The organism is Sphingomonas sp. HMP6, assembly GCF_013374095.1.
Lineage (GTDB): Bacteria > Pseudomonadota > Alphaproteobacteria > Sphingomonadales > Sphingomonadaceae > Sphingomonas.
On record NZ_AP022672.1, the window covers coordinates 1 to 22559 of the forward strand.

The 22559-nt window shown below is 64.1% G+C and carries 16 protein-coding genes and 1 tRNA gene; 8 read left to right on the top strand and 9 right to left on the bottom strand.

Annotated elements, in window-relative coordinates; all coding sequences use genetic code 11:
• The first annotated feature begins 3 nt into the window (after positions 1 to 3).
• Positions 4 to 1428 carry a chromosomal replication initiator protein DnaA gene (dnaA, locus tag HMP06_RS00005; RefSeq protein WP_443026520.1) on the top strand — a complete coding sequence of 475 codons (1425 nt, stop codon included), beginning with the start codon at positions 4 to 6 and terminating at the stop codon, positions 1426 to 1428.
• A 46-nt stretch (positions 1429 to 1474) separates the two neighbouring features.
• Here the strand turns inward: dnaA and trpS are convergent, their stop codons facing one another.
• From trpS to secB, 3 genes are all read right to left on the bottom strand, one after another.
• Positions 1475 to 2491, bottom strand: coding sequence for a tryptophan--tRNA ligase (gene trpS, locus HMP06_RS00010; RefSeq protein ID WP_176495228.1), 1017 nt, complete (start codon positions 2489 to 2491; stop codon positions 1475 to 1477).
• A gap of 3 nt (positions 2492 to 2494) precedes the next feature.
• A complete protein-coding gene (murJ, locus tag HMP06_RS00015) occupies positions 2495 to 4087 on the bottom strand; it encodes a murein biosynthesis integral membrane protein MurJ (RefSeq protein WP_176495229.1) in 1593 nt (530 codons plus the stop codon).
• A 127-nt stretch (positions 4088 to 4214) separates the two neighbouring features.
• Positions 4215 to 4739, bottom strand: a complete 525-nt coding sequence (gene secB / locus HMP06_RS00020) for a protein-export chaperone SecB (RefSeq protein WP_176495230.1) — start codon at positions 4737 to 4739, stop codon at positions 4215 to 4217.
• A gap of 179 nt (positions 4740 to 4918) precedes the next feature.
• On the opposite strand from secB, the gene HMP06_RS00025 reads away from it, so the two are divergent.
• The 4 genes from HMP06_RS00025 (at position 4919) to HMP06_RS00040 (ending at position 9341) form a co-directional block, all read left to right on the top strand.
• On the top strand, positions 4919 to 5563 hold the full coding sequence (locus tag HMP06_RS00025) for a Tim44/TimA family putative adaptor protein (RefSeq protein ID WP_176495231.1): 645 nt from the start codon (positions 4919 to 4921) through the stop codon (positions 5561 to 5563).
• A 200-nt stretch (positions 5564 to 5763) separates the two neighbouring features.
• The gene (mltA, locus tag HMP06_RS00030) at positions 5764 to 6975 is read left to right on the top strand and encodes a murein transglycosylase A (RefSeq protein ID WP_443026521.1); all 1212 of its coding nucleotides are present in this window, start codon (positions 5764 to 5766) and stop codon (positions 6973 to 6975) included.
• On the top strand, positions 6950 to 7585 hold the full coding sequence (locus HMP06_RS00035) for a Smr/MutS family protein (protein ID WP_232089777.1): 636 nt from the start codon (positions 6950 to 6952) through the stop codon (positions 7583 to 7585). The genes mltA and HMP06_RS00035 overlap by 26 nt, the downstream gene beginning before the upstream one ends.
• Before the next feature lie 67 nt (positions 7586 to 7652).
• Positions 7653 to 9341, top strand: a complete 1689-nt coding sequence (locus HMP06_RS00040) for a putative bifunctional diguanylate cyclase/phosphodiesterase (RefSeq protein ID WP_176495233.1) — start codon at positions 7653 to 7655, stop codon at positions 9339 to 9341.
• A 33-nt stretch (positions 9342 to 9374) separates the two neighbouring features.
• Here the strand turns inward: HMP06_RS00040 and HMP06_RS00045 are convergent, their stop codons facing one another.
• The 3 genes from HMP06_RS00045 to lepA all read right to left on the bottom strand — a co-directional run bounded on the left by HMP06_RS00045 (position 9375) and on the right by lepA (position 15290).
• On the bottom strand, positions 9375 to 10427 hold the full coding sequence (locus HMP06_RS00045) for a phytase (protein WP_176495234.1): 1053 nt from the start codon (positions 10425 to 10427) through the stop codon (positions 9375 to 9377).
• Positions 10427 to 13312, bottom strand: a complete 2886-nt coding sequence (locus HMP06_RS00050) for a TonB-dependent receptor (protein WP_176495235.1) — start codon at positions 13310 to 13312, stop codon at positions 10427 to 10429. The genes HMP06_RS00045 and HMP06_RS00050 overlap by 1 nt, the downstream gene beginning before the upstream one ends.
• Before the next feature lie 118 nt (positions 13313 to 13430).
• Positions 13431 to 15290, bottom strand: a complete 1860-nt coding sequence (gene lepA, locus HMP06_RS00055; protein WP_176495236.1) for a translation elongation factor 4 — start codon at positions 15288 to 15290, stop codon at positions 13431 to 13433.
• Between the two features lie 118 nt (positions 15291 to 15408).
• On the opposite strand from lepA, the gene HMP06_RS00060 reads away from it, so the two are divergent.
• Both HMP06_RS00060 and HMP06_RS00065 read left to right on the top strand, forming a co-directional pair.
• Positions 15409 to 16377 carry a CsgG/HfaB family protein gene (locus tag HMP06_RS00060; RefSeq protein WP_176495237.1) on the top strand — a complete coding sequence of 323 codons (969 nt, stop codon included), beginning with the start codon at positions 15409 to 15411 and terminating at the stop codon, positions 16375 to 16377.
• A gap of 71 nt (positions 16378 to 16448) precedes the next feature.
• A complete protein-coding gene (locus HMP06_RS00065) occupies positions 16449 to 16982 on the top strand; it encodes a peroxiredoxin (protein WP_176495238.1) in 534 nt (177 codons plus the stop codon).
• A gap of 7 nt (positions 16983 to 16989) precedes the next feature.
• Here HMP06_RS00065 and HMP06_RS00070 read toward each other — a convergent pair whose 3' ends face one another.
• From HMP06_RS00070 to HMP06_RS00080, 3 genes are all read right to left on the bottom strand, one after another.
• On the bottom strand, positions 16990 to 17961 hold the full coding sequence (locus tag HMP06_RS00070) for an AAA family ATPase (protein ID WP_176495239.1): 972 nt from the start codon (positions 17959 to 17961) through the stop codon (positions 16990 to 16992).
• Positions 17958 to 18527 carry a nicotinamide riboside transporter PnuC gene (gene pnuC / locus HMP06_RS00075; protein ID WP_176495240.1) on the bottom strand — a complete coding sequence of 190 codons (570 nt, stop codon included), beginning with the start codon at positions 18525 to 18527 and terminating at the stop codon, positions 17958 to 17960. The genes HMP06_RS00070 and pnuC overlap by 4 nt, the downstream gene beginning before the upstream one ends.
• Before the next feature lie 124 nt (positions 18528 to 18651).
• Positions 18652 to 22164 carry an autotransporter outer membrane beta-barrel domain-containing protein gene (locus tag HMP06_RS00080; protein ID WP_232089779.1) on the bottom strand — a complete coding sequence of 1171 codons (3513 nt, stop codon included), beginning with the start codon at positions 22162 to 22164 and terminating at the stop codon, positions 18652 to 18654.
• Positions 22165 to 22461: 297 nt separating this feature from the next.
• Here HMP06_RS00080 and HMP06_RS00085 point away from each other — a divergent pair.
• Positions 22462 to 22538 (top strand) — tRNA-Pro (locus HMP06_RS00085).
• Positions 22539 to 22559 lie beyond the last annotated feature (21 nt).

A 22559-nucleotide genomic window follows, 5' to 3' on the forward strand; every position in this document is an offset into this window, starting at 1 on the left:
GTGATGAATGAGGGGGAGCCAGTCACTGTCGCCACGCGTGTGAGCGGGAACCACAGCTATGGCGCCGACCACGATTCGGTGACGCGTGCCTGGGGCACGGTACGCGCACATTTGCGCGAATCAGCCGGCGCGCGCTTGTTCGATCAGTGGCTGAAGCCGATGGCGCTGGCCGCTTCGCTGGAATCCGATGCCGTCCGCCTCACCCTGCCGTCTGCCTTCATGACCAATTGGGTGCGCAACCATTATTCGGATCGTCTGCTGCAGGAGTTCCGCGCCGTGCTGCCGGGCGTCCGCCGCGTCACGATCGAAACGGGCGTGGCCGCCGCGCCGGTGCCGGTCCTGACCGTCGAATCGCTCCCAGCGCCCGCAACCGCCGCTCCAATGGCAGAGGCGAAGATTGCGGATCGTCCGCCGCTCGACCCGCGCTTCAGCTTCGATCGTTTCGTGGTCGATGCTTCCAACCGCGTGGCGTTCAATGCCGCGCGCGCGCTGGCCGAGCCGGGCGTGCCGCGGTTCAGCCCGCTGTTTCTCCATTCGGGGACCGGGCAGGGCAAGACGCATCTGATGCATGCGATCGGCACGGCTTATCTGGCGGCGGTGCCCGAGGCGCGCGTGCTGTTGATGTCGGCCGAACGGTTCATGTTCGATTTCGTATCCGCGCTGCGCAATCGCGACACGCACAGCTTCAAGACGCGGCTGCGCTCGGCCGATCTCCTGCTGGTCGACGATCTACAATTCATCGCCGGCAAGGATTCGACGCAGGAAGAATTCTTCCACACGATGAATGAAGTGATGGGCGCGGGTAAACGCCTCGTCATTTCGGCTGATCGTTGCCCGCAGGGACTTGATGGGGTCGAGGCGCGGATCACCTCGCGGCTTTCGTGCGGTCTTGTCGCCGATATTAAGACGCCCGATCTCGCGCTGCGCCGCGCGGTGCTGGACCGCAAGCTCGTCGATATGCCCGGCGTATCGGTGCCAGCGGACGTGCTCGATCTGCTTGCCGCCCGGATCACCGCCAACATTCGCGATCTCGAAGGCGCGCTCAACCGTGTCGTCGCTTATGCGCAGCTGACCGAAAGCGCGATCGACCTGGACTTCGCGGTGGCGACGCTCGGCGACGTGCTGCGGGGTGCGGAACGCCGCGTCACGATCGACGAGATCCAGAAAGCCGTTTCGGCGCATTTCGAGCTAAAGCCGGTCGATCTCGTCTCGGCGCGTCGCGCCGTGGTGGTCGCGCGCCCGCGCCAGATCGCCATGTACCTCGCCAAGCGCCTGACGACGCGCTCGCTGCCCGAAATCGGTCGCAAGTTCGGCGGGCGCGACCATTCGACCGTCATCCACGCCGTCCGCCGGATCGAGGAATTGCGCGACAAGGATCGTGAGATCGACACCGCGGTGCGCGTGCTGCTGCGCGAGCTTGAGGGCTAAGCGACGCGCCTTGCGGTCGAACCCTTGCCTTCGCAGGAGCGCGATCTCAGACCTGAAGCCCCACCGCCGCCTGCACCTTTGACAATGTCGGGGCCGCCAGCGCGCGTGCGCGCGCCGCGCCGTCGGCCAGCACCGCGCTTACCGCCGCACGGTCCGCCAGTAGCGCCGTCAGCCGCTCCCGGATCGGCGAGAGCGTCGCCACCGCCAGATCGGCGAGCGCAGGCTTGAACGCGCCGAAACCTTGCCCGGCGAACTGCGCCAGCACCGCATCGGGCGTGACATCCGCCAACGCCGCATAAATCGTCACCAGGTTCTTGGCCTCGGGCCGTTCGGCCAGCCCCGCCATCGCGTCCGGCAGAACATCGGCATCGCTCTTCGCCTTGCGGATTTTCCCCGCGATCGTGTCGTCGTCATCGACCAGATTGATGCGGCTGGCATCGCTCGGATCGGATTTGGACATCTTCGCGCTCGCATCGCGCAAGCTCATGATGCGCGGGGCGGCTTTGGAGATGAACGGCTCGGGCAGCGTGAACGTATCGCCGTAATCGCTGTTGAACTTGACCGCGATGTCGCGCGCGAGTTCGAGGTGCTGCTTCTGGTCTTCGCCAACCGGCACGTGCGTCGCCTGATAGAGCAACACGTCGGCGGCTTGCAGCACGGGATAGGTAAACAGCCCGACGCTCTGGCTTTCGCCCTTCTTGCCGGCCTTGTCCTTCCACTGCGTCATGCGGGAGAGCCACCCCATCCGCGCGGTGCCGCCGAGGATCCAGTGCAGCGCGCTATGTTCGGCGACGCGCGCCTGGTTGAACAGGATCGAACGCTGCGGGTCGATGCCGCACGCCAGCAGCGTCGCGGCCATTTCGGTGGTGTGCGCGTTGAGCTCGCCGGGCACGACCGGCTGCGACAGCGCGTGTAAATCGGCGAGGAAAAACAGGCACTCCTCGTCCGGCTGCATCGCATCCTGCATGCTAACCCATTGCTTGATCGCACCGAGATAATTGCCGAGGTGAAGGTTGCCCGTGGGCTGGATGCCGGAGACGATCCGGGCGGGATGGGGGCGCATGGGTTATTCCTGAACGGGTTTCGAGGTGGCACCACGCTTGCGCAACAGCGCTTTGAGATCGGCAATGCGATAAGCGCGCGTGAGGAAACAAGCGACCACATAGATCGCCATCCCCGCGCCGACTAGCACGCCGAGCGCGGCATAGCGGATCACCAGCGGTCCGCCGAGATAGGGATCGAGCAACTGTCTGCACGCGAACACCGTCGCCCCCATCAGCACCGCCGCCAGTGCGAGCCGCGGGACACGCCGCCGCAATTGCGCATCCGCCACGAAATGCCCGCGCTTGGCGAGCGTCGCATACAGCATCGCGACATTGACGGTCGAGGCGAGCGCGGTGGCAAGTGGCGGGCCGACATGGCCGATCCACGGGATCATGATAAGATTGCCGATAATATTGACCACGATCGACAACATGGCGAAGCGGACGGGCGTCTTCGTATCGCCGCGCGCATAATAGCCCGGCGTCAGCACCTTCACGAGCACATAGGACGGCAGGCCGATCGAAAAGGCACTGAGCGCCCAGCCGCATTTGCGGGCATCCTCGGCGGTGAATCGGCCATATTCGAACAGCCCGCGCACGATCGGTTCGGCTGCAATCATGAAGGCGACGGTGGCGGGTAGGGTGAGGAACAGCGCCAATTCGATCCCGCGGTTCTGCGTGTCCATCGCCGCTTCGTCCTGACCGGTCGACAGCAGTCTGGAGATCGTCGGCAGCAGGATCGTGCCAAGCCCGATACCGATCAGCCCGAGCGGAAGCTGGTTCAGGCGGTCGGCATAATAGATGTACGTGATCGACCCCGAGGCAAGCAGGCTCCCGGCCAGCGAGGTCGAGATCAGCAGATTGATCTGCGCTGCACCTGCGCCCGCTGCGGCGGGGACGATCAGCCGCAACATCTCGCGCACGTCCTTGTCGAGCCGCGGCATTCGCAGCCGCATGTCGACCCCCGCGCGGCGGCACGCCCAGATCAGCCATAAGAGCTGCAAAACGCCGCCTGCCGTGACCGAAATCGCCTGAACCCGCGCGGTTTCATATTCGTTGGCGCCGTGGAACGCCCACAGCCCGACGATCATCGCGAGGTTGAGCAGGATCGGTGCTGCGGCATTGACCCAGAATTTGTCGAGTGAATTGAGGATCCCGCCCAGCAGCGACGCCAGCGAAATCAGTGCGAGATAGGGCAGCGTGATCCGCGACAGCATCACCGCAAAGGCGAATTGCTCCAGGCTGGGATTCTGTCGCGCGAACCCGCCCGATAACAGCCAGGTGATCGGATAGGCCGCCAGTAACAGTGCGACCGTGAACACGATCAGCACCGGCAGCAGGACGGCCAGTGCGCGCTCGGCAAAGACGTACCCGCCGGCGATCCCGTCGGGTCCGGCGGCCTTTTTATTGAACATCGGGATGAAGGCGGCGGAGAAGGCACCCTCCGCAAACAGCGCGCGGAACATGTTGGGGAGCCGGAAGGCGACGCCGTTGAACGCATCCGATGCGAAGCCTGCGCCGACATAGCGCGCGGCCAGAGAATCGCGCAGCAACGCCAACACGCGGCTGGCAAGCGTGAGGCCCCCCACCGAGCCGAGCGATTTGACGAGGTTCATCGCGCCAATCTCGAAATCATTACCGTCACCCCGGACTTGTTCCGGGGTCCACCGGGCCGCGCGACATTTCGGCGACTATCGTGCGGCACCGTGGACCCCGGGACAAGCCCGGGGTGACGAGTAGTGATCACGCCGTCCCGATCGTGCCCATCACGTCGCCCGATTCCTGCTGCGCCATGAACGCGCCGCCGAAATCGATCGGCTCGAGCATCAAGGGCGGGAAGCCGCCGTCGCGAATCGCGTCGGCCAGTACGCGTCGCGCGAACGGGAAGATCAAGCGTGGTGCCTCGGCCAGCAGGAACGGCTGGAGATGTTCGGCCGGGAAATTGCGCAAGCCGAACAAGCCGGCGTACGACAAGTCGACGAGGAACGCGACGGTGCCCTCAGCCTCTGCCTTCACTTCGATGCGCAGCACGATTTCATACACGTCGTCGCCGACCTGCGCCGACGCAATGTTGAACTGCACATCGATCGCGGGGGCGATCTGGTTCTGATAGATCGCCGGCGCGTTCGGATTTTCGAACGACAAGTCTTTCACATATTGCGAGATCAGGCCTGCGGCAGGTGCCGTATCCTCGCCATTGGCGAGCGGTGCGCCGCCATTTTCGTACGGGCCGTCGCCGTTAATCGTGCCGTCGTCCTGCTCACTCATGGAACTTCGTCCTATTCCTGTCCGTATAGCCACGGCTATGTGCCGCTGTCGAAGGCGCGCGCCTAGCAGGGGGTGACGCCGAGTTCAACATGGCCCGCCGCTGGGGTTGCTATCGCATCATTTGAATCCGCGGCCCGTTACGCCTATGTAGCAGGATCGCAGGACGGACCGGAGGCCAAGTGTTCTTAGTTGTAATTCTCGCAATGGTGGCCGGGTTCATGGCGTTGCAGCTGTACCGCGTGCTCGGCAAGCGTACCGGCCACGAGCAGCCGCTTCCCCGGCCAGCCGAAGAACGTGCGCGGCTGACCGTCGTACAGCGCCCGATCGAGGCGGTGACCGACGGCCGCGAGCCGATCGGCCGCGCAGTCGAGCCGAAGGCAGAAGCCGGCGTCCGCGCGATCATCGCAGCGGATTCGTCGTTCGATGTTGCACGGTTCCTTGAAGGCGCGCAGTCGGCCTATCGGATGATCCTGGAAGCCTATTGGAAGGGTGATGAGGAACAGCTCGGCTGGCTCGCCGAGGACGAGGTGCGTGACGCCTTCACTCAGGCGATCCTCGCGCGCACCACGGCGGGGCATGTGCTCGACAACCGTCTGGTGTCGATCGAGCGTGCCATGATCGCCGATGCGGCGCTCGAAGGTAAGCTGGCGCGGATTACGGTGCGCTTCGATGCCGATATCGCTGCGGTGACCCGCGATGCGGACGGCACAGTGATTGCCGGATCGATGACCGACGCGGTTGAGACGCACGACATCTGGACCTTTGCGCGGACGCTCAAGAGCAAAGACGTGAATTGGAAACTCGCCGATACCGACGAGGCATAACGCGCGCGCTGGGCGCCGTCCGATCGCTCCATTCGAAATATCGGCACGCCAGACTTGTTCCGCGGGTCACCATGCCGCAAAGATCACGCCGTCGTTTTGACGTACGGTGGCTGCTGGAAAAGGTCCGGCATGATTCAGGGGTAGCGCGCTTGCGGCTCGACAAAATCTTGCGGCGACAAACGAGTGTCGGGTTGGCCCTCCTGCTCGCGGCCTGCGGCGGCGGCCAGATCGAGCGCCCCAGCCAATATCGCCCCGCTGCCGCCCTTGTGCCAATTCGCGCGACCCCGATCGCGCCGCAACCGGCGCCGGTCGTCGCTCCCGGTACCGCAAACGCGGCGAGCGCGGGCGTGATCGCCGGGCCACCGCTTTACACGCTGCCGATCGACGAGCCCGTTGCGGCGCGCGTGCTGACTGCCTTCCGATCCTCTTGTTCGTCGCTCCAGCGTCGGCCCGACATTTCAGGCCTGACGCGCGGCAGCGACTGGACGCCGGCCTGCACCGCCGCTGCCACCGTGCCCAGTGGCGAGGCGCGCGCGTTCTTCGCGCAATATTTCGAGGCGGTGCAGGTCGGCGACGGCAAAGCCTTTGCAACGGGCTATTACGAACCCGAAATCCGTGGATCGCGTGATCGGCGCAGTGGCTATGACGTTCCGGTTTACGCCCGCCCGCGCGATCTGGCGGAGGTCGATCTGGGCGCATTCAGCGAAACGCTCAAGGGCAAGCGGATTCGCGGACACGTCGTCGGGCAAAACTTCGTGCCCTATGACGATCGCACCGCGATCGAGCAGGGCACGCTCGACGGACGCGCACCCGTGATCGCTTGGGCGGCCGACCCGGTCGAGCTGTTCTTCCTGCAAATTCAGGGGTCTGGCCGGCTGCGGCAGCCCGACGGTTCGGTCGTCAGGATCGGCTATGACACGCAGAACGGGCGCGATTACACCGGCATCGGCGCGTTGATGAAGAAGCGCGGTCTGCTCGCGCCGGGGCAGAGTTCGATGCAGGGCCTGGTCCAATGGCTGCATGATCATCCCGAGCAGGGCCGCGACATCATGCGCGAAAACAAGAGCTACGTGTTTTTCCGCGAGCTTTCCGGCCCGCCGCTCGGTGCGCTGGGCCTGCCGGTGACCGGCGGCGTGAGTGCTGCTGCCGACCCTCATTTCGTGCCGCTCGGCGCGCCCGTCCTGCTGTCGATGGACCGTGCGGATGCAAGCCGCCTGTGGGTGGTGCAGGACACCGGCGGTGCCATCAAGGGCTCCAACCGGATCGATACCTTCTGGGGCGCGGGTGCCGATGCCGAGGCGACCGCCGGCGGCATGGCGGCGCGCGGTACCGCGTTCCTGCTGCTGCCGGTCGGTACGCTTGCCCGCCTGTCCAATGAGAGGGCCAATGGGAACGCGTCCGCTCAGCCCTGACGAAGCGGCGCTATGGGCGCGCGTGATGGCAGGCGTGCGGCCGATGAAGGCGAAACGGGCGATCGATCCGGCATCGACCGTCGCCAAGTCGCTCGTTGCACCTGCACCCAAGCCGTTCGTGCCGAACGTCGACGTGGCACCGGCTCGTCACAGGGCCACCCCCATAGTGCGGGCCACAGTCCCGGATATGGCTCCTCGACTTGGCGCAAAGCGGACGGAGTCCGCATCATCCGGGCCCGCCAACACTCTTGACGGCACGTGGGACCGCCAACTCTCCCGCGGTCTCGTGTCGCCCGACCGCACGATCGATCTGCACGGCCACACCCTCCACTCCGCGCACGACCTGCTCGATGCCGCGTTGGACGCCGCGATCCGGGGCGGCAACCGCCTGATCCTGCTCATCACCGGCAAGCCGCCGCGCCCCACCAGCGAACGGCCGCACGCGCGCGGCGCGATCCGGGCGGCGACGGGGGATTGGCTGGCCGGCTCGCGTCATGCTTCGTCGATTGCGGCGGTGCGCGCCGCCCATCCGCGCCACGGCGGGGCAGGGGCGCTGTATATCATCCTTCGCAAGCCGCGTCCGCAGACGGCACCTTCGCGAAAGTCTTAACCTTTAGCTGGCATGGTCCTTCCGGGTCCGAGCACTGTGCCCGGGGTGGGAGTCACGCGACATCGCAATGGACGAGGTATCGCTGAAAAGCCGCGCGATCGTGTTCGCGATGTGCGCCGGGGCGGTTGCGTTCATTCTGGCGCTTGTCGCGACGTCGAGCGGCGGCGTCGACATCACCAATATCTCGCGCGCGCTGATCCCGGCGGTGGTTTGTGCCACCATGTGCTGGGCATCGGCGGAGCGCAGCATTTCTGCAACCGCCGCCGCCATCGATGCGGCGATCGCGCGCCTCACCCGTGCCGCGCACGGCGATCTAAGCGGCGAGATTCCCCCGGAAATCGCCGTGAACGTGCCGCAACTCGCGGCGGCAATGCAAAGCCTGTTCGAACAGTTGAATGCCAACCTCGACAGTGTTCACCGCCTCGCCATGTTTGATTCGGTCACGGGTCTTGCCAACCGCACCAACTTCCGGCGCACGTGCGAACGCCTGTTGGTCGAGGCGCCGATCGGCCCCGGCACGCGCGGGGGCGGGGCATTGTTCTTTATCGATCTGGATCGTTTCAAGGCGGTCAACGATACGATGGGACATGCCTGTGGCGACATGTTGCTCGGGATGGTTGCCAACCGGCTGCGTGCAGTCGCCGAAAGCGTGGCGGTCCCACCAGGCAGTCCGGCCCCCTTGATCGGGCGATTGGCGGGTGACGAATTCACCATGTTCTTCAGCACGCTTGGCGATAGCGTCGAGGCCGCGCGGATCGGGCGCGGCGTGTTGTTCGCGCTTGCCGAGCCGTTCGATCTCGCGGGTGCCGAGGTCACGATCGGTGCGTCGATCGGCATTGCACTGCGCCCGCAACACGGAGAATCGCTGACTGACCTGATGCGCGCGGCCGATGCCGCGATGTATCACGCCAAGGCGAGCGGCCGTGGTCGCGCCGAACATTTCACCGAAGCGCTCGCCGCGCAGATCGCCGAGCGCGCCGTGCTGGAAAGCGATTTGCGCGAGGCGATCGATCGCGACGAATTCACCCTCGTGTTCCAGCCACAAGTCGGCGCGGAGGACGGTCGCATCGTGGCTGCCGAGGCGCTGCTGCGCTGGCGTCACCCGCGCGACGGCCTGCGCTTGCCCGGCAGCTTCCTCGAACGTGCCGAGGAGACCGGGCTGATCGTCGAGATCGGCGAGTGGGTCGTCCACACCGTTGCCGAGACGATCGCACGCTGGGGCCGGATCGGGATCGAGCAACGGCTAGCCGTCAACGTCTCGCCGCGTGAACTCGACCATGCGACCTTCTTTCGTCGCCTGCGCGAGGCAATGCGCGCGGCCAATGCGCCGGCGCATCTGCTCGAGCTGGAGATCAGTGAAACGCTCGCGATGCACTGTAGTAGCGAGGTGATCGAGGCGATCGCCTTGCTCCGCGCCGACGGTGCGACGATTGCCGTTGATGATTTCGGCACCGGTTATTCCAACCTGGCGCGCCTGCGCAGCTTGCCGATCGACCGGATCAAGCTCGATCGCAGCCTGATCGAACATATCGCCGAGGATGCCGACGCGCGCAGTATCGCGCATGCGGTGATTGGCCTGATCCATGGTCTGGGCTGCGAGGCGGTGGGCGAGGGGATCGAGAGCCATGCGCAAGCCGAGATCCTGCGGATCATCGGGTGCGACGTGATTCAGGGGTATGCCGTCGCATCGCCGATGGATGAAGAGGCGTTCATCTCGTGGAGCCAAGACGAGGTCCGCTGGGCTTCGGCGGGGTGACGTACCGCGGTTATGCGGCCGTCACCCCGGCTGTCACGGTAAGCTGAGAGCTGCCTTGATGTCGGCCCAGGTGACCAGCTTGAAATTCTGCGCCGCCGGGGCGTTTTGCCCGTCCTGCGCCACAAACAGCCCGCCGGGATAGCCGGGTCCGAAATCGCCCACCACCGCGTCGATACCGTCGGTCTCCTCGGTCGATCCGATCGCGCCCGCGCCAATGCGGAAGCGGCCAAGATAGGCGTCATCGGAAAGCCGATAGACCGCATAGGCGTTGTCGCCCTGGCTTGAGACGAGCAGATAGCCGCCATTCTCCTGACCTTCGGGTGCGATCGTTACGCCTTCGGTATCGGCAACGATCTGATAGCCGTCGGCCGACGCCATTTTGACTGGAGCGGTCGCGCCGTTGGGCGCGGCGTCAAAACGCCACAGGCCGACATCTTCCTCCGCCACGTACAGCCGATGCGTCCGCTCGTCGGTGACGCAGCCCTCGGATTGCGTGGCGAGCTTCATCGTGCGCACGATTTGGCCGGTCGGCGCCGCGTTGCCGAGCGTCAGCGCGACTTGCCGGATCGTGCCGTCCTTGATCACGTTGAACGCGAACAGCGTGCCGCCTTCGCGGTACAGGCACACGCCGTATGCTTCGCCCGTGCCCGCCGAGACTTTGCCGAGCGGGGTCAGCGTCGCGGCTTTAGGATCGAGCCGGAACAGTGCGAGTTGCGCATTTAGCGGATCGCTACGGTCGCTCGCCGCGACGATGATTCCGGCCGCACCCATGTCTCGCAGATCGACATTGTTGACCCGGCCGGCATTGATGAACGAGCGCTGTTTGCCCTGCAGGTCATAGACGTAGAGCCCGGCCTTTTTGTCGGTGCCGACGATCAGGCTGGCGGCTGGATCAGCCGGGTTGCGCCAGATCGCGGGGTCATCGGCGGCATCGGCGTTGGCGGTGCCGACCGCGTCGGTCTGCCCGCGCGCTTGCACCGTCGCCGTCGGCGCGGTCGAGAATGCGGGGCGGGTCGCGGTGGTGGCACAACCTGCCATCCCGAGGGACAGCAGGCTGCACAGCGCGGCGGTGTGAAGTGTCCGCATCAGAAGTTGATCCGCACACCACCGGCATAGCGACGACCGAAACGCTCCCACTCGATCGTCTGCGCCGAGGTATCCGGAGAAGGGGTGCCGGTCGCGCGCAACAGATTGCCCGGATCGGAGAAGCGCCGCCCCGGCTGGTTCAGCAGGTTGGTCGCGTCGAAGAAAACTTCGAAATTCTTGGTGATCGCATAGCGTGCCGAGAAATCCATTTCGTCATCCGCCGCCCAATAGGTGTCTCCGGCATCGGTCAGATCGTCGGCGATGCCGTCGAGCCATTTCGACCGGCGCTGATATTGCAGGCGCAGCGACAGGCCGTATTTTTCGTAATAGCCGCCGATGTTGTAGACCATGTCCGATGTGCCGGGCAGCCGTACCTTGCGCGTGGGGATCAGGCCGATCGCGGGCTTGGTAACTTGGCTGTCGTTAAGTGTGAGGTTGGCACTGATGCCGAAACCACCCATCCAGTCGGGCAGGCCAAGGTTCTTCGTCCAGGGCTCAAGCTGCAGCTGCGCAGCGGCTTCGACACCGAACACGCGTCCATCGCCACCGTTGGTGATCCGCGAGAAATCATAGTTCGACCGAAGATTCGCGCCAACGTCCAGGTCGGTGGATCCGTACTTGCGTGTCTGGCGATACAGGACGTCGTTCACCTTCTTGTAGAACGCGCCGACCGACAGATAGCCTTGCGGACGCATATACCATTCGAAGTAAGCATCGACGCCATAAGCGCGTTCCGGCTTCACATCGGGGTTGCCGCTGGAAATCGTCTGGTTCGGGTCGTTGATGACGATATTTGGGCGGAGCTGGTCATAGTCCGCGCGCGCTGCGCCAGAGTTAAACGAGAGCCGCAGCTTCTTGGTGTCGTCAACATTGTAGTTCATGTGAAGGCTCGGGAAAAACAGCGTCTGACTTGACTCCGCGGTAACCAATCCGCTTGGCGTGCTGCCAATTAACTTAACGGCCGACCCGCGATTTTTGATATGCTCGGCGCGGACGCCGCCCAGGATCGAACCCCAGTCATATTTCAGCGTGCCCATCAGATAGCCGGCGAAGATTTGCTCGCGCACGTCGTAATTATTGCTCGTTACGGGGCTGAAAGCGAAGTTGGCGCGCGCCGCCGCGGACACCGCACGCATCTTGTCGGTATCGAAATAGCGGAAGGTGTAGCCCATCGGCAGCTTGCCGAGAAACCCGTGGTCGAGCGAGAACTGGTTGTAATCGCTGGGCAAGCCGATCGTGGCGAACTGTGCCGCGCGGGTTGCGCTGTCCGAGCCAAGAACGATGTTCTTTTCGTCGGCCACCTTGGTGCGCTGGTCGAACTGGAAGCCCGCCTTGAACGTCGCATCGGCGCCGAGGAAGCCAGTCCGCCGGGTAAGGACGAGCTTGGCCGTATAGGCATCGGTCGTGTCGACGGCGTCGAGCACGGTGAACGACGATGCCGGCTTGGTGAAGGTGTCGATCGCCGTCACTTGCGTGCCCGCCTGAAACCGCGTCGGGCCGCTCAACTGATTGGTGGTGAACAGCGTCAGATTGCCCCGGTTCGGGTCACTGAAGTCATAGCCTACCGTCGGGCGCAGGGTGCGCGTCGAAGGGCTTTCGTATGATGCTTCGCCGACGACCGAGCGATCGTCCTTAGATTGCGTGTAATTGCCGAGCCACATCGCATGCCAGCCATCGGCAAAGTCATGGTCACCGGCGACCGTGTTAGTGAAGATCGATTGCTTGAAGGCACGCAGCGTCGAGCGCTGGCGGATGTCGATGCCGTAGATCGTGCCCTTTTGCGGCGTGTTGCCGACGCAGACATCGCCATAGCCGCTCGTCGTCGGCGTAGTGTTCACCGTGGTCGGGCAGGCAGCGGTGTTGAGCGCCAGATCGCCCTGCCGATCGTCGAGATCGAAGCGGTAATTGTCGCGTGCTTCGTCGTCGGTGAAGATCGTGTAGATCGACCGCAGCGAAATGGTGTTGGCGTCGTCGGGTTTCCAGTCCAGCCGACCCGAGGCGGACCAATTGCGGCGGGTGAGGCGATACAGCTTGTTCTCGGTCTCCTGCGCCCAGAAACGATTTTCCCAGCCGGGGCGCTTGTCGTTGCCCGTCGTGGGCGCGGTCAGCCCATTGGTCGCACCGATTTCGCTGCCGACGCGCTCATAATCGGTTTCGAAATTGTCGGTGATCTGGCCGCGCTCGAAATAGCTGCCCGAGACCAAAATCCCGATCTCGCCACCGCCGACCTGGAACCGGTCGGACGCCACGAGCGAGGCTTCATATTGGTTGCGGTCGCCATATTCGGCGACGCCGAACCCGGCCTTGCCGCTTACGTTCAGACCCTTGTAGTCGAATGCCGAGCGCGTGATGACGTTGACGTTGCCCGCCACGGTTTCACCGGGCATTTCGGGCGTCACCGCCTTGGATACGATGATCTTTGACGCGATCGCCGACGGGATCGAATCAAAGCGGGCATCGCGCCCTTCGGGGCTGACCACGTTGATCCCGTCGAAGGACAGCGTCGTCCAGTAATTGGGTGCGCCGCGCAAGCTGATGTAACGCGCCTGACCCTGGTCTCGCTCGACCGCGGCACCGGCCAGACGACCGACCGCCTGCGCGATATTCTGGTCGGGTAGCCGACCGACGCCATCGGCCGCCGCGACGGTGACGAGCGAATCCGAATCCCGCTGGATATTGAGCGCCGCTGCTTCCGATTCGGCGATTGGGCGTGCGCCGGTGACGACGATCTCCTGGTCTTCCTCCGCCGCCACGGCTGACGGCGCGGTCGGTGCGGCCGACCCGGTCGGAGCCGGTGCCTCTGGCCGGGCCACCGCCGGCGTCGCCAGGATACAAGCCAGCGCGCCTGCGCTGGACGCGAGCAACCATTTAGTCTGCGATGTCATAACGCCCCCGAATCAACCCCAATTGCGGTCGGCCCTAGGGGCGGGACATGTCGTCAGCCTTGCATTTTTATGTCAGTTGCCGGTCACTGGCATGACGGTTTTGCGACACGGGCCGGATTTACTCCTCGCCCATCCGCAGCGCCGCGATGAACGCCTCCTGCGGGATGCTGACGCTGCCGTACTCGCGCATCTTCAATTTGCCCTTCTTCTGCTTGTCGAGCAGCTTGCGCTTGCGGCTGGCGTCGCCGCCATAGCATTTCGCGGTCACGTCCTTGCGCATCGCGCTGATCGTCTCGCGCGCGATCACCTTGCCGCCGATCGCTGCCTGGATCGGGATTTTGAACAGATGCCGTGGGATCAGTTCCTTGAGCCGCTCGACCATGCCGCGCCCGCGAACCTCGGCGGTGCCGCGGTGGACGATCATCGACAGCGCATCGACCGGCTCTTCGTTGACGAGGATGCTCATCTTGACGAGGTCACCCTCGCGATTGCCGATCTGGCTATAATCGAAGCTCGCATAGCCCTTCGACAGTGATTTCAGCCGGTCGTAGAAATCGAACACCACTTCGTTGAGCGGCAGTTCGTAGGTCGCCTGCGCACGGCCGCCGACATAGGTCAGGTTCTTCTGGATGCCGCGCCGCTCCTGACACAGCTTCAGGATGCTGCCGAGATATTCGTCGGGCACGTAGATAACCGCTTCAATCCACGGCTCGCGGATCAACGCAATCTTGTTGGGCTCTGGCATGTCGGCGGGGTTATGCAGCTCGAAATGCGTCGTGCCCGCGGGATCGGGGTGGGTCAGCTCGATTTCATAGACCACGCTTGGCGCGGTGGTGATCAGATCAAGGTCATATTCGCGCGTCAGGCGCTCCTGGATGATCTCCAGATGCAGCAGCCCGAGGAACCCGCAACGGAAGCCGAAGCCCAAAGCGGCGGACGTCTCCATCTCGAACGAAAAACTCGCATCGTTGAGGCGCAGCTTGCTGATGCTCTCGCGCAGTTTCTCGAAATCGGCGGCATCGACCGGGAACAGCCCGCAGAATACGACTGGCTGGACTTCCTTGAACCCGGGCAACGCCTCGGTGGCGGGGCGCTTGGCATCGGTGATCGTGTCGCCGACGCGCGTCTGTGCCACTTCCTTGATTTGCGCGGTAATAAAGCCGATTTCTCCGGGGCCGAGGTCGGTCAATTGCTCGATCTTCGGGCGGAAACAGCCGACGCGGTCGACCAGATGGACGGTGCCGGCCTGCATGAACTTGATCTGCTGGCCCTTTTTCAGCACGCCCGCCATCACGCGCACGAGGATGACGACGCCGAGATAGGGGTCGTACCAGCTATCGACGAGCATCGCCTTGAGCGGCGCCTCGGCATCGCCCTTGGGCGGCGGGATGCGCGTGACGATCGCTTCGAGCACTTCGGCGATGCCGATCCCGGCCTTGGCGCTGGTCAACACCGCCTGGCTCGCGTCGAGGCCGATCACTTCCTCGATCTCGGCCTTCACCTTGTCGGGGTCGGCAGAGGGGAGGTCGATCTTGTTGATGACCGGGATGATCTCGTGATCGTGCTCGATCGATTGATAGACGTTGGCCAGCGTCTGCGCCTCGACGCCCTGTGCGGCATCGACCACGAGCAACGCGCCCTCGCACGCGGCGAGGCTGCGGCTGACTTCATAGGCGAAATCGACGTGGCCCGGCGTGTCCATCAAGTTCAGCGCATATTCGATCCCGTCCTTGGCCACATAGCGCAAGCGCACCGTCTGCGCCTTGATCGTGATCCCGCGTTCCTTCTCGATATCCATGTTATCGAGGACCTGTTCGGACATCTCCCGGTCGGTGAGGCCGCCGGTCGCCTGGATCAAGCGGTCGGCGAGCGTCGATTTGCCATGGTCGATATGAGCGATGATGCTGAAATTGCGGATGTTCTGAAGAGGGGTCACGTATTCGCCCGGGTTCGTGCTGAAGAGGATGTGCGTCGCCATAGCATCGCCGGCCCGCCCGCACAAAGCCCGCCCGCATCGATGCAAAGGGTCCTGTTCCTGCAACCCGGAATCGCGTAATCAGCGCATAAAGCGATTCATCGTTGGGGGGGCAGGGTACATGACAAAGCTACGGTTTGGAGCAACGACGGCAATCGTGTTGGCACTCGTTTCGACGCAAGCGCAGGCCCAGCGTCTCGCCAAGCCGTCGGGCACGCAGAAGACGCAAGAGGCGACGATGAACGACGTGCCGCGCTGCGCAACCAAGCATGGGACGATCTCAATCGTCGACGGCGACGATTCGCGCGGCTGGACTCAGTATAATCTGGCGCCGCCGCAGAAACTGCTCAAGGTGCTCGTCCAGCGCTCGGGCTGCTTCAACATCGTCGATCGCGGCAGCGGGCTGCAGGCAGCGCAGCGCGAGCGCGACATCGGTAACGATCTCGGCCTGCAGCGCCGCTCCAATGTCGGCCAGGGCCAGATCAAGGCCGCCGACTATGTGCTGCAAGCGGAAGTGCAGGGCGCGAACAGCAATGCCAGCGGCAGCGGCGTCGCTGCGGGCCTCGGCGGCATTCTTGGCGGACCGATCGGCGGGATCGTCGGCGGCATGCGTAGTCGCAAGATGGAAGCCAATGTCGTCCTGTCGATCACCAACGTCCGCACGACCGAGACGCTGGCCACCGAGGATGGCTATGCCGCCAAGAATAGCCTCAGCTTTGGCGGTGGCGGCGGTGTATTTGCGGGCGTCGCTGGTGGCGGCGCGGTCGGCGGTGGGTATGACAACACCGATATCGGGCGGATCGTGACGCTGGCGTTCATCCAGGCCTATGCCAAGCTGGTCAACGACCTCGGGTATATCGGTGCCGGCGACACCGGAACGGCCGAGGCCGCACCGGCCAAGACCTTCACGGCGCAGGGGGCGCTCGCGCTCCGCTCTAGCGCCAGTGCGTCGGGCCGCGTGTTGCGGACCTTGCCGCCCGGGTCGGTCGTCTATCCGACCGGCAACAAGAATGGCCTGTGGTGGGAAGTCGCCGATGAAAACGACAATGTCGGCTGGGTGATCAACACCAAGCTCGCCCCGTCGCGCTGATCGTTCGGGGAAGCACTGGCGGCGGCCCCCTGGGCGGGGTAGCGTGACGGCACATGATTTGGAGACGATCGATGAAATACACCGCCCCCTTTGCCGCCGCCGCGCTTGCTCTTGTGGCGGTCGCCCCCGCCACCGCCGCCCTGAAAGTGGGCGATAAGGCACCGGCTTTCACCACCGAAGCCGCGCTGGGTGGTACGTCGTTTACCTTCACGCTTGCCAAGGCGCTGAAGAAAGGGCCGGTCGTGCTCTACTTCTTCCCCGCCGCCTTCACCTCGGGCTGCACGGTCGAGGCGCATGAGTTTGCCGAGGCGAGCGCCGAGTTCGCCAAGAATGGTGCGTCGCTGATCGGCCTGACCGCGGGCAATGCCGAGCGAATCAAGGAATTCTCGGTCAAGGAATGCGCCAGCAAATTCCCCGTCGGCCTTGCTACGCCTGCCACGATTACCGGCTATGACGTGACACTGCCGCAAAAGACCGGCTGGACCAATCGCACCTCCTACGTCATTTCGAAGACGGGCAAGGTCGCCTATGTGCTGTCGGACCTTAACCCGGCGGGCCATGTCAGCGGCACGATGGCCGCGGTGAAGGCGCTCAAGGGCAAATAGGACTGGCCTAGTGGTTCGACCCCATCGCTTCGATCGCTGCCAAGGCAGCACCGAGGCGGTCGGGCCCTTGGCCGCCGATGACGGCGTAGCGCACTCCACGCCGGTCAAGCTCCGCGCGCGACAGATCGAAAAAGCGTCGGCGTTCGGCCGCACTGCCGAACATCCGCGTACCATCGTCGATCCACGGCAGATCGATGTCGAGCAGCAGGTACAGGTCGGCGGTGTTCCGCCACGCGTCGAACCACGGGTCGCGCGTGCCGAACAGCATGTCCGCCCATACCGCGGTCATCAATGGATCGGTATCGAGGAACAGGCGGCGGTTGCACTGTCGCAGCGCAGCGTGCGTCATGGCATCATGGGTGCGCGCGATCTCGACCAAATCGGCCATCGTCAAATCGATGCCGAACTGCTCGCACCAGGTCCGGCCATATTCGGGCACGGCACAGGTTTCGTAGTGCGTAGCGAGTAACGGCAGCAACGTGGATTTGCCGGTGCTTTCGGGGCCATGCAGGCAAATCGTGCGTGCATAATAGGGTCGCACCACTGGCGGCAGATACCGCCACGCGCGCCAAGGGTCGGTGCGGATCGCGCTCGCAGCGATGGGTACGGCCTCGCGTCGCGGGTCGATCGGATGAAATTGCGCACCCACCTCGGCGGCAAGCCGCGCGCCATAGGCCTCGGAAGCGAACAGGCGGTCGATCGGTTCGGGATGTGCGGTGTGAACGATGCCACGCCAGATCGCCCAGAAATCCGGATGGTCCGCCGGTTCCTGCGGGGCCATGGCGTCGTGGCCGATCACGCGGCAATCGGGGAAGAGGTCCCGCATCCACGCCAGTCGCAGCGGGCCGGGGATCGGGTCGTCAGGTAGCCAGCACACCAGTATCGTCAAGCTGTCGACCAGCGCGCGCGCGGTTTCGCAGAGCAGGACGTGACCATTGTGCGGCGGCATGAACTTGCCGAGGACGAAGCCGCGCGTCATGCCGCCGCCTGTTGCCGCTCAGCCTTGCGCCAGTCGATCAGGCCCCAGATCGCGAGTCCGAGGAAGATCGCGTAGAGCAGCATGGTCAACCAAAGCCCCTTCGCCGCATAAAGCCCGACCGACCCGATATCGACCGCGATCCACAAGCACCAATTCTCGATCGCACGCCGCGACATGAGGATCTGCGCGGCCACGCTGGTGATAGCGAGCGTCGCGTCGGCCCATGGGAAGGACGCATCGGTGAAGCGATGCATCGCATAGCCCCAGGCAGCGGAGGCGACAATGCAGCCAATGCCCCACAGCGCGCGATCGCGGTTGTCGAGACGGACGACCGTCACCGCCCCGCTTCGCGCCCGGTTCCGCGACCAGTTCCACCAGCCATAGAGTTGCACGACGAAGAAGAACACTTGCAGGATCGCATCGCTATACAGCCGCGCGTCGAGGAAAATCCGGCCATATAGCGCCACCATCGCCAGGCCGAACGGGTAATTCCAGATGCTGCGCCGCACGACGAGCGTGACATTGGCGATACCCAGCAGGAACGCGACGATTTCTAGACCGGACATCGCCCCGCGTTATCGGCAGATCGCGGGTGATTGAACCCGCTATTTTCGATCAGGCTTGCCGGGACCCCAAACGGAAAAGGCCGCCCGGTTACCCGGACGGCCCTTCCGCCTACGCGTTAAGAGATCAGAACCCGATCTTGATCGACGCGCGATAGCTTTGGTTCGACACGTCGCCGCGGCCAATCGTGGTGTCGGCCCCGACCGAAACGCTGACTTTGCGCGAGCCATAGGAGATGCCACCGGCGACTTCGGCCCAGTTGAGGTCCTGGTTCGTCAGCGCGAAGATTGCATTTGGGCCGTTGCCCCCTGCGAAGTTTGCCCCGAACACGCCTGCGCGATCGTTGAATTCGTGAACATAGTAAGCCGAGAGATAGGGCTTGATCGCCTTCCCGCCGCTGACGACGACACCGGCGAGCCCCTGAATGCTGTCAAAATTGCGACGCTCGTAACGCAGCGCCGGGCCTCCCCCGTTTTCGCTATAGCCACCGAACGCCAGGCGGCTGGCGCGCAGCGCAAAGCGCGGAGCCAGCGACAGGCTGTCGAGTGCTACCGGTGTGCTGACCCCGAATTCGCCGGCGAGCGCCTGCGATTCGTTTTGCCCAGTCAGCGTGAAGGTCGACCCTACAATGCTGACATCGCGACGTGTGTTGGTATAGAAAATGCCGATGCTGGCTTGCCCGTCCAGCACGACGCCGCGACTGACCTTCACCTTGCCGTACACAGTGCCCTGGTACAGTTCACCCTTGGCGGTTTGCGCGGCCGTCGTGGTTCCGTCGACGTTGGTGTAAGACAGTGCAAACCCAAGCGCCGCATTGGTGCCGATCTCGGTCTCGATGCCACCAGCGACATAATAGCCGTTGAACTGATCGCGGCCGCCAAGCGGGATCGCAGTCGCCATCGGGCGGCTGTCGCCGTCGAGATATCCGGCAGCGATGAAGGCCCCGGTCCCCTCGGGCAGGCGCGCCGTCTGATTGACTTCGGCGGTCGCAATCCCGTTCGTCCCGCGCGTCACATCGGCTGCCGTTGTTCTTGCGGTTGCGACTTGCAGAGGGTTGCCGATGATCGCCAGCGTCCCATCGAGCGCGCCGGGCTGCAACGCCGCGAGCCGCTGTTCGGTAAAGCGCTGCGAATTATCCATGACCAGCGTGCCGAGCGAGCGCTGCAGAGTCTGATTACGCGGCGCGAGGCTATCGAGCGTCGATTGGATCGTCGTCGCATTCTGCAAATCGAGCGGGCCATAGATGTCGAGATAACCACCGCTTGCGCGGTTCTGATCGAGCAGTTGCGCATAGGCACGCTGCACCGGCGAGGTGCCGACGACATTGGCATAGAGCCCGGCGTCGATCGTCGCCGTCACTGCTGTCGCGCTATAGCTCAGCCGCGGCGTCAGGATCGCGCTGAAAGCGCCTGGGTTGACGAAGGTGCCGGTTACGCCGCCCGCTGCAGTCAGGATCGTGTAGACGTTGCCTGCGCGGAGCGTGGTGGGCGAGAAGCTGAAGCCGATCACGCCACCGACATTGGCAGCACCCGTGCTGCCGCCGGTTCCGGCAGTCGCAACGATGCGGTCGGACACGCCATTCGCGCCGAGATCGACCAGATACCGGTTGCCCGAGGACAGAATCACGTTGCCGTTGAAGGTCAGCGTGCCGATCGACCCGACATTGCCCGTCGCTCCGGGCGAAATCGTCCCAAGCACGCTCGTGAAGAACGGCGTGCTGATCGTGCCGGTGCCGTTCAGACCGCCAGCCATCAGAAAATAGTCGCCCTGGGTGGTCAACCGTCCATTGACTTGCATCGTGCCGGTCATCTGCGTCACGTCGATCAGGCTGGTGAGGAACCCGGTCGAATCGATGTTGAGCCGTGCCCCTGCGCCCGAGAGCGTGAACCGGTCGATCGTGACGGTCGAATTTAGCGTCGTGGTGCCGTTGGCGGACAGCGTCACGTCGAAATAGCGCCCGATCGCGCCGGTCGTGCGGACCGGATCGATGTTGTTGGGCACGAAATTGGTCGCCCCGGGCAAGCCATTCGCAATCGTGGCAGCGGGAAGTGCCTGCGCGCCTGCCGTGGCCTGACTTTGCAGTTCGCCGACCACGTCGCTTTCGGTTCCGAGTGCACCGCCCTCAGGCCGCGTCATTGTCACCGTTGCGGCGTCGTTGCTCAGCCCCGCCGTGCCGATCGGGTTGGTGTTGAGCGTCTCGACGCCGGTCGCAACATTGAGGCAGTCGCTCAAGGTCGGGTTCTGGAAGCAGATCTGCCCGAACTTTCCGCTCACGTCGGTGGTGGTGCCCCCGGGGGTTGTGGGGACGCCGTTCACGAGCTGGCCATTCGGCCCAATGATCGTGTAATTTGGGTCGATGTTCGTGACCCAGCGCGACGCATCCGACCAATTCCCGTCGCCGGCCAGCGCGCTGACATAACGATACGGATTGTTCGCAGCGATATAATCCCAATAAAGATAGAGCGGTTGATAGAAGCTGTTCGAGCCATATCCGTTGACGGGCGCCGCATTGTAGAAGCGGCTGAAACCGCCCGACAGCACGCCGAGGATGACCTTCCTGGAGAAGGTTGCGTCCAGGATCAGCGGACCGCCCGAATCGCCGGGCGCGGTGCCACCTTCATTGGGCAGCGCATTGTCGCGGAAGCTGTTAAAATCATACGGGCTGGCGGCCGCAGTGCCACGGCGCGGGTCGTCGAAATCGATCCAGTAAAGATTCTGCGGCAAAGAGCCGGGCGCGGTGCCGAATATGAAATTCTGGAAATCATCGAGTGACGTCAGCCCACCCAGGAAGTTTTCGGCGACGCGACGGCGATAATCGATCCCGCCATTGGCACCCGTTTCGCCGGTGCCGTTGTTGCCATACCCGGTGATCGCGACGTGATAGCCTGTGCCGGCTGCCCCGGCCGTGGCAGGTCCCGGAAGCGCGGAGAACAGCAGGGCCCAAGTGGGAATACCACGGGTCGGCGTGTCGAGCGAGGCAAGCGCGACGTCGCCGTACAGGAAGCCGTTGCCGGGTTGCGTCGACAGAGGATTATAAACGACGCTGTTCACCGTGTAGAAATTCTCGGCGATGCTGGTCGTGTTAGCCGCCCGGCCCGTCGCGCCGAACAGCCAGTTACGGAGTGGGCTGGTTCCGGCAGGCGCGCCGGGCAGGGTCGAATTGTTCGACGCGTTAAAGCCAAAACTGATCGCAACGCCGCCCGAGCCCGACCCATAATCGGTGGCCGGGCGAGAGTTGACGCAATGCGCGGCGAACAGGACGGTGCGCGGGTTAATCAACGACCCGGTGCACAGGCCGAGGCTGACACTGCCCGGCGTCGCGCCGGGCGTGCTGACGATCATCTGGCCGACGCCGGTGATATTGACGGGATCGCGCGCGGTGGTCGGCGTACCGGGATTGGCGATCGCGATATAGGGTTCGGGTGCCACAACCGCGACTTGCGTGCCGCCAGTGGTATGCGCTTCAAGAAGCACGCCGGAGCCGTCAACTCGAGCGCCGCTGCCCGGCTGTTCGGCGGGGAGGGTTGGGCCGGTCGCGACCTGCGCTTGCGCGACGCCACCGGTAACAAGACCGATGCCAGCAACACCTGCGAGCAAGAACGGACGAAGCCGCATCATCGCAGCGCTCGACTTTATCATGAAGTACACCCCTAAGTCGTGGCGCTGCCCCTGCTGCGCCATCTTTGATCGCGCGAAGTTATAAGTCTGGTTTGATAATCTCAAGCGTGTTTGGGGCTGATTCGATACAATCTCGACGCTGCCTCAATATTCCGTGCCGTGTTGCATTCGTGCAACGCAACGGGCGAGCAGTTTGCTGGCGATGGATTTCGTCATGGCCGGACACGGGTCGGGCTCGGCGCACCGAAGTTGTGGCCCGGACATTTTTGACTTGATAGCGCAGGGTGCGCCCGCTACGCGCAGCCCTCTGCAATGTGTCGGGGCGTGGCGCAGTCTGGTAGCGCACTGGTCTCGGGGTCCAGGGGTCGTAGGTTCGAATCCTATCGCCCCGACCATTGCATGTTCCCCCGATACAC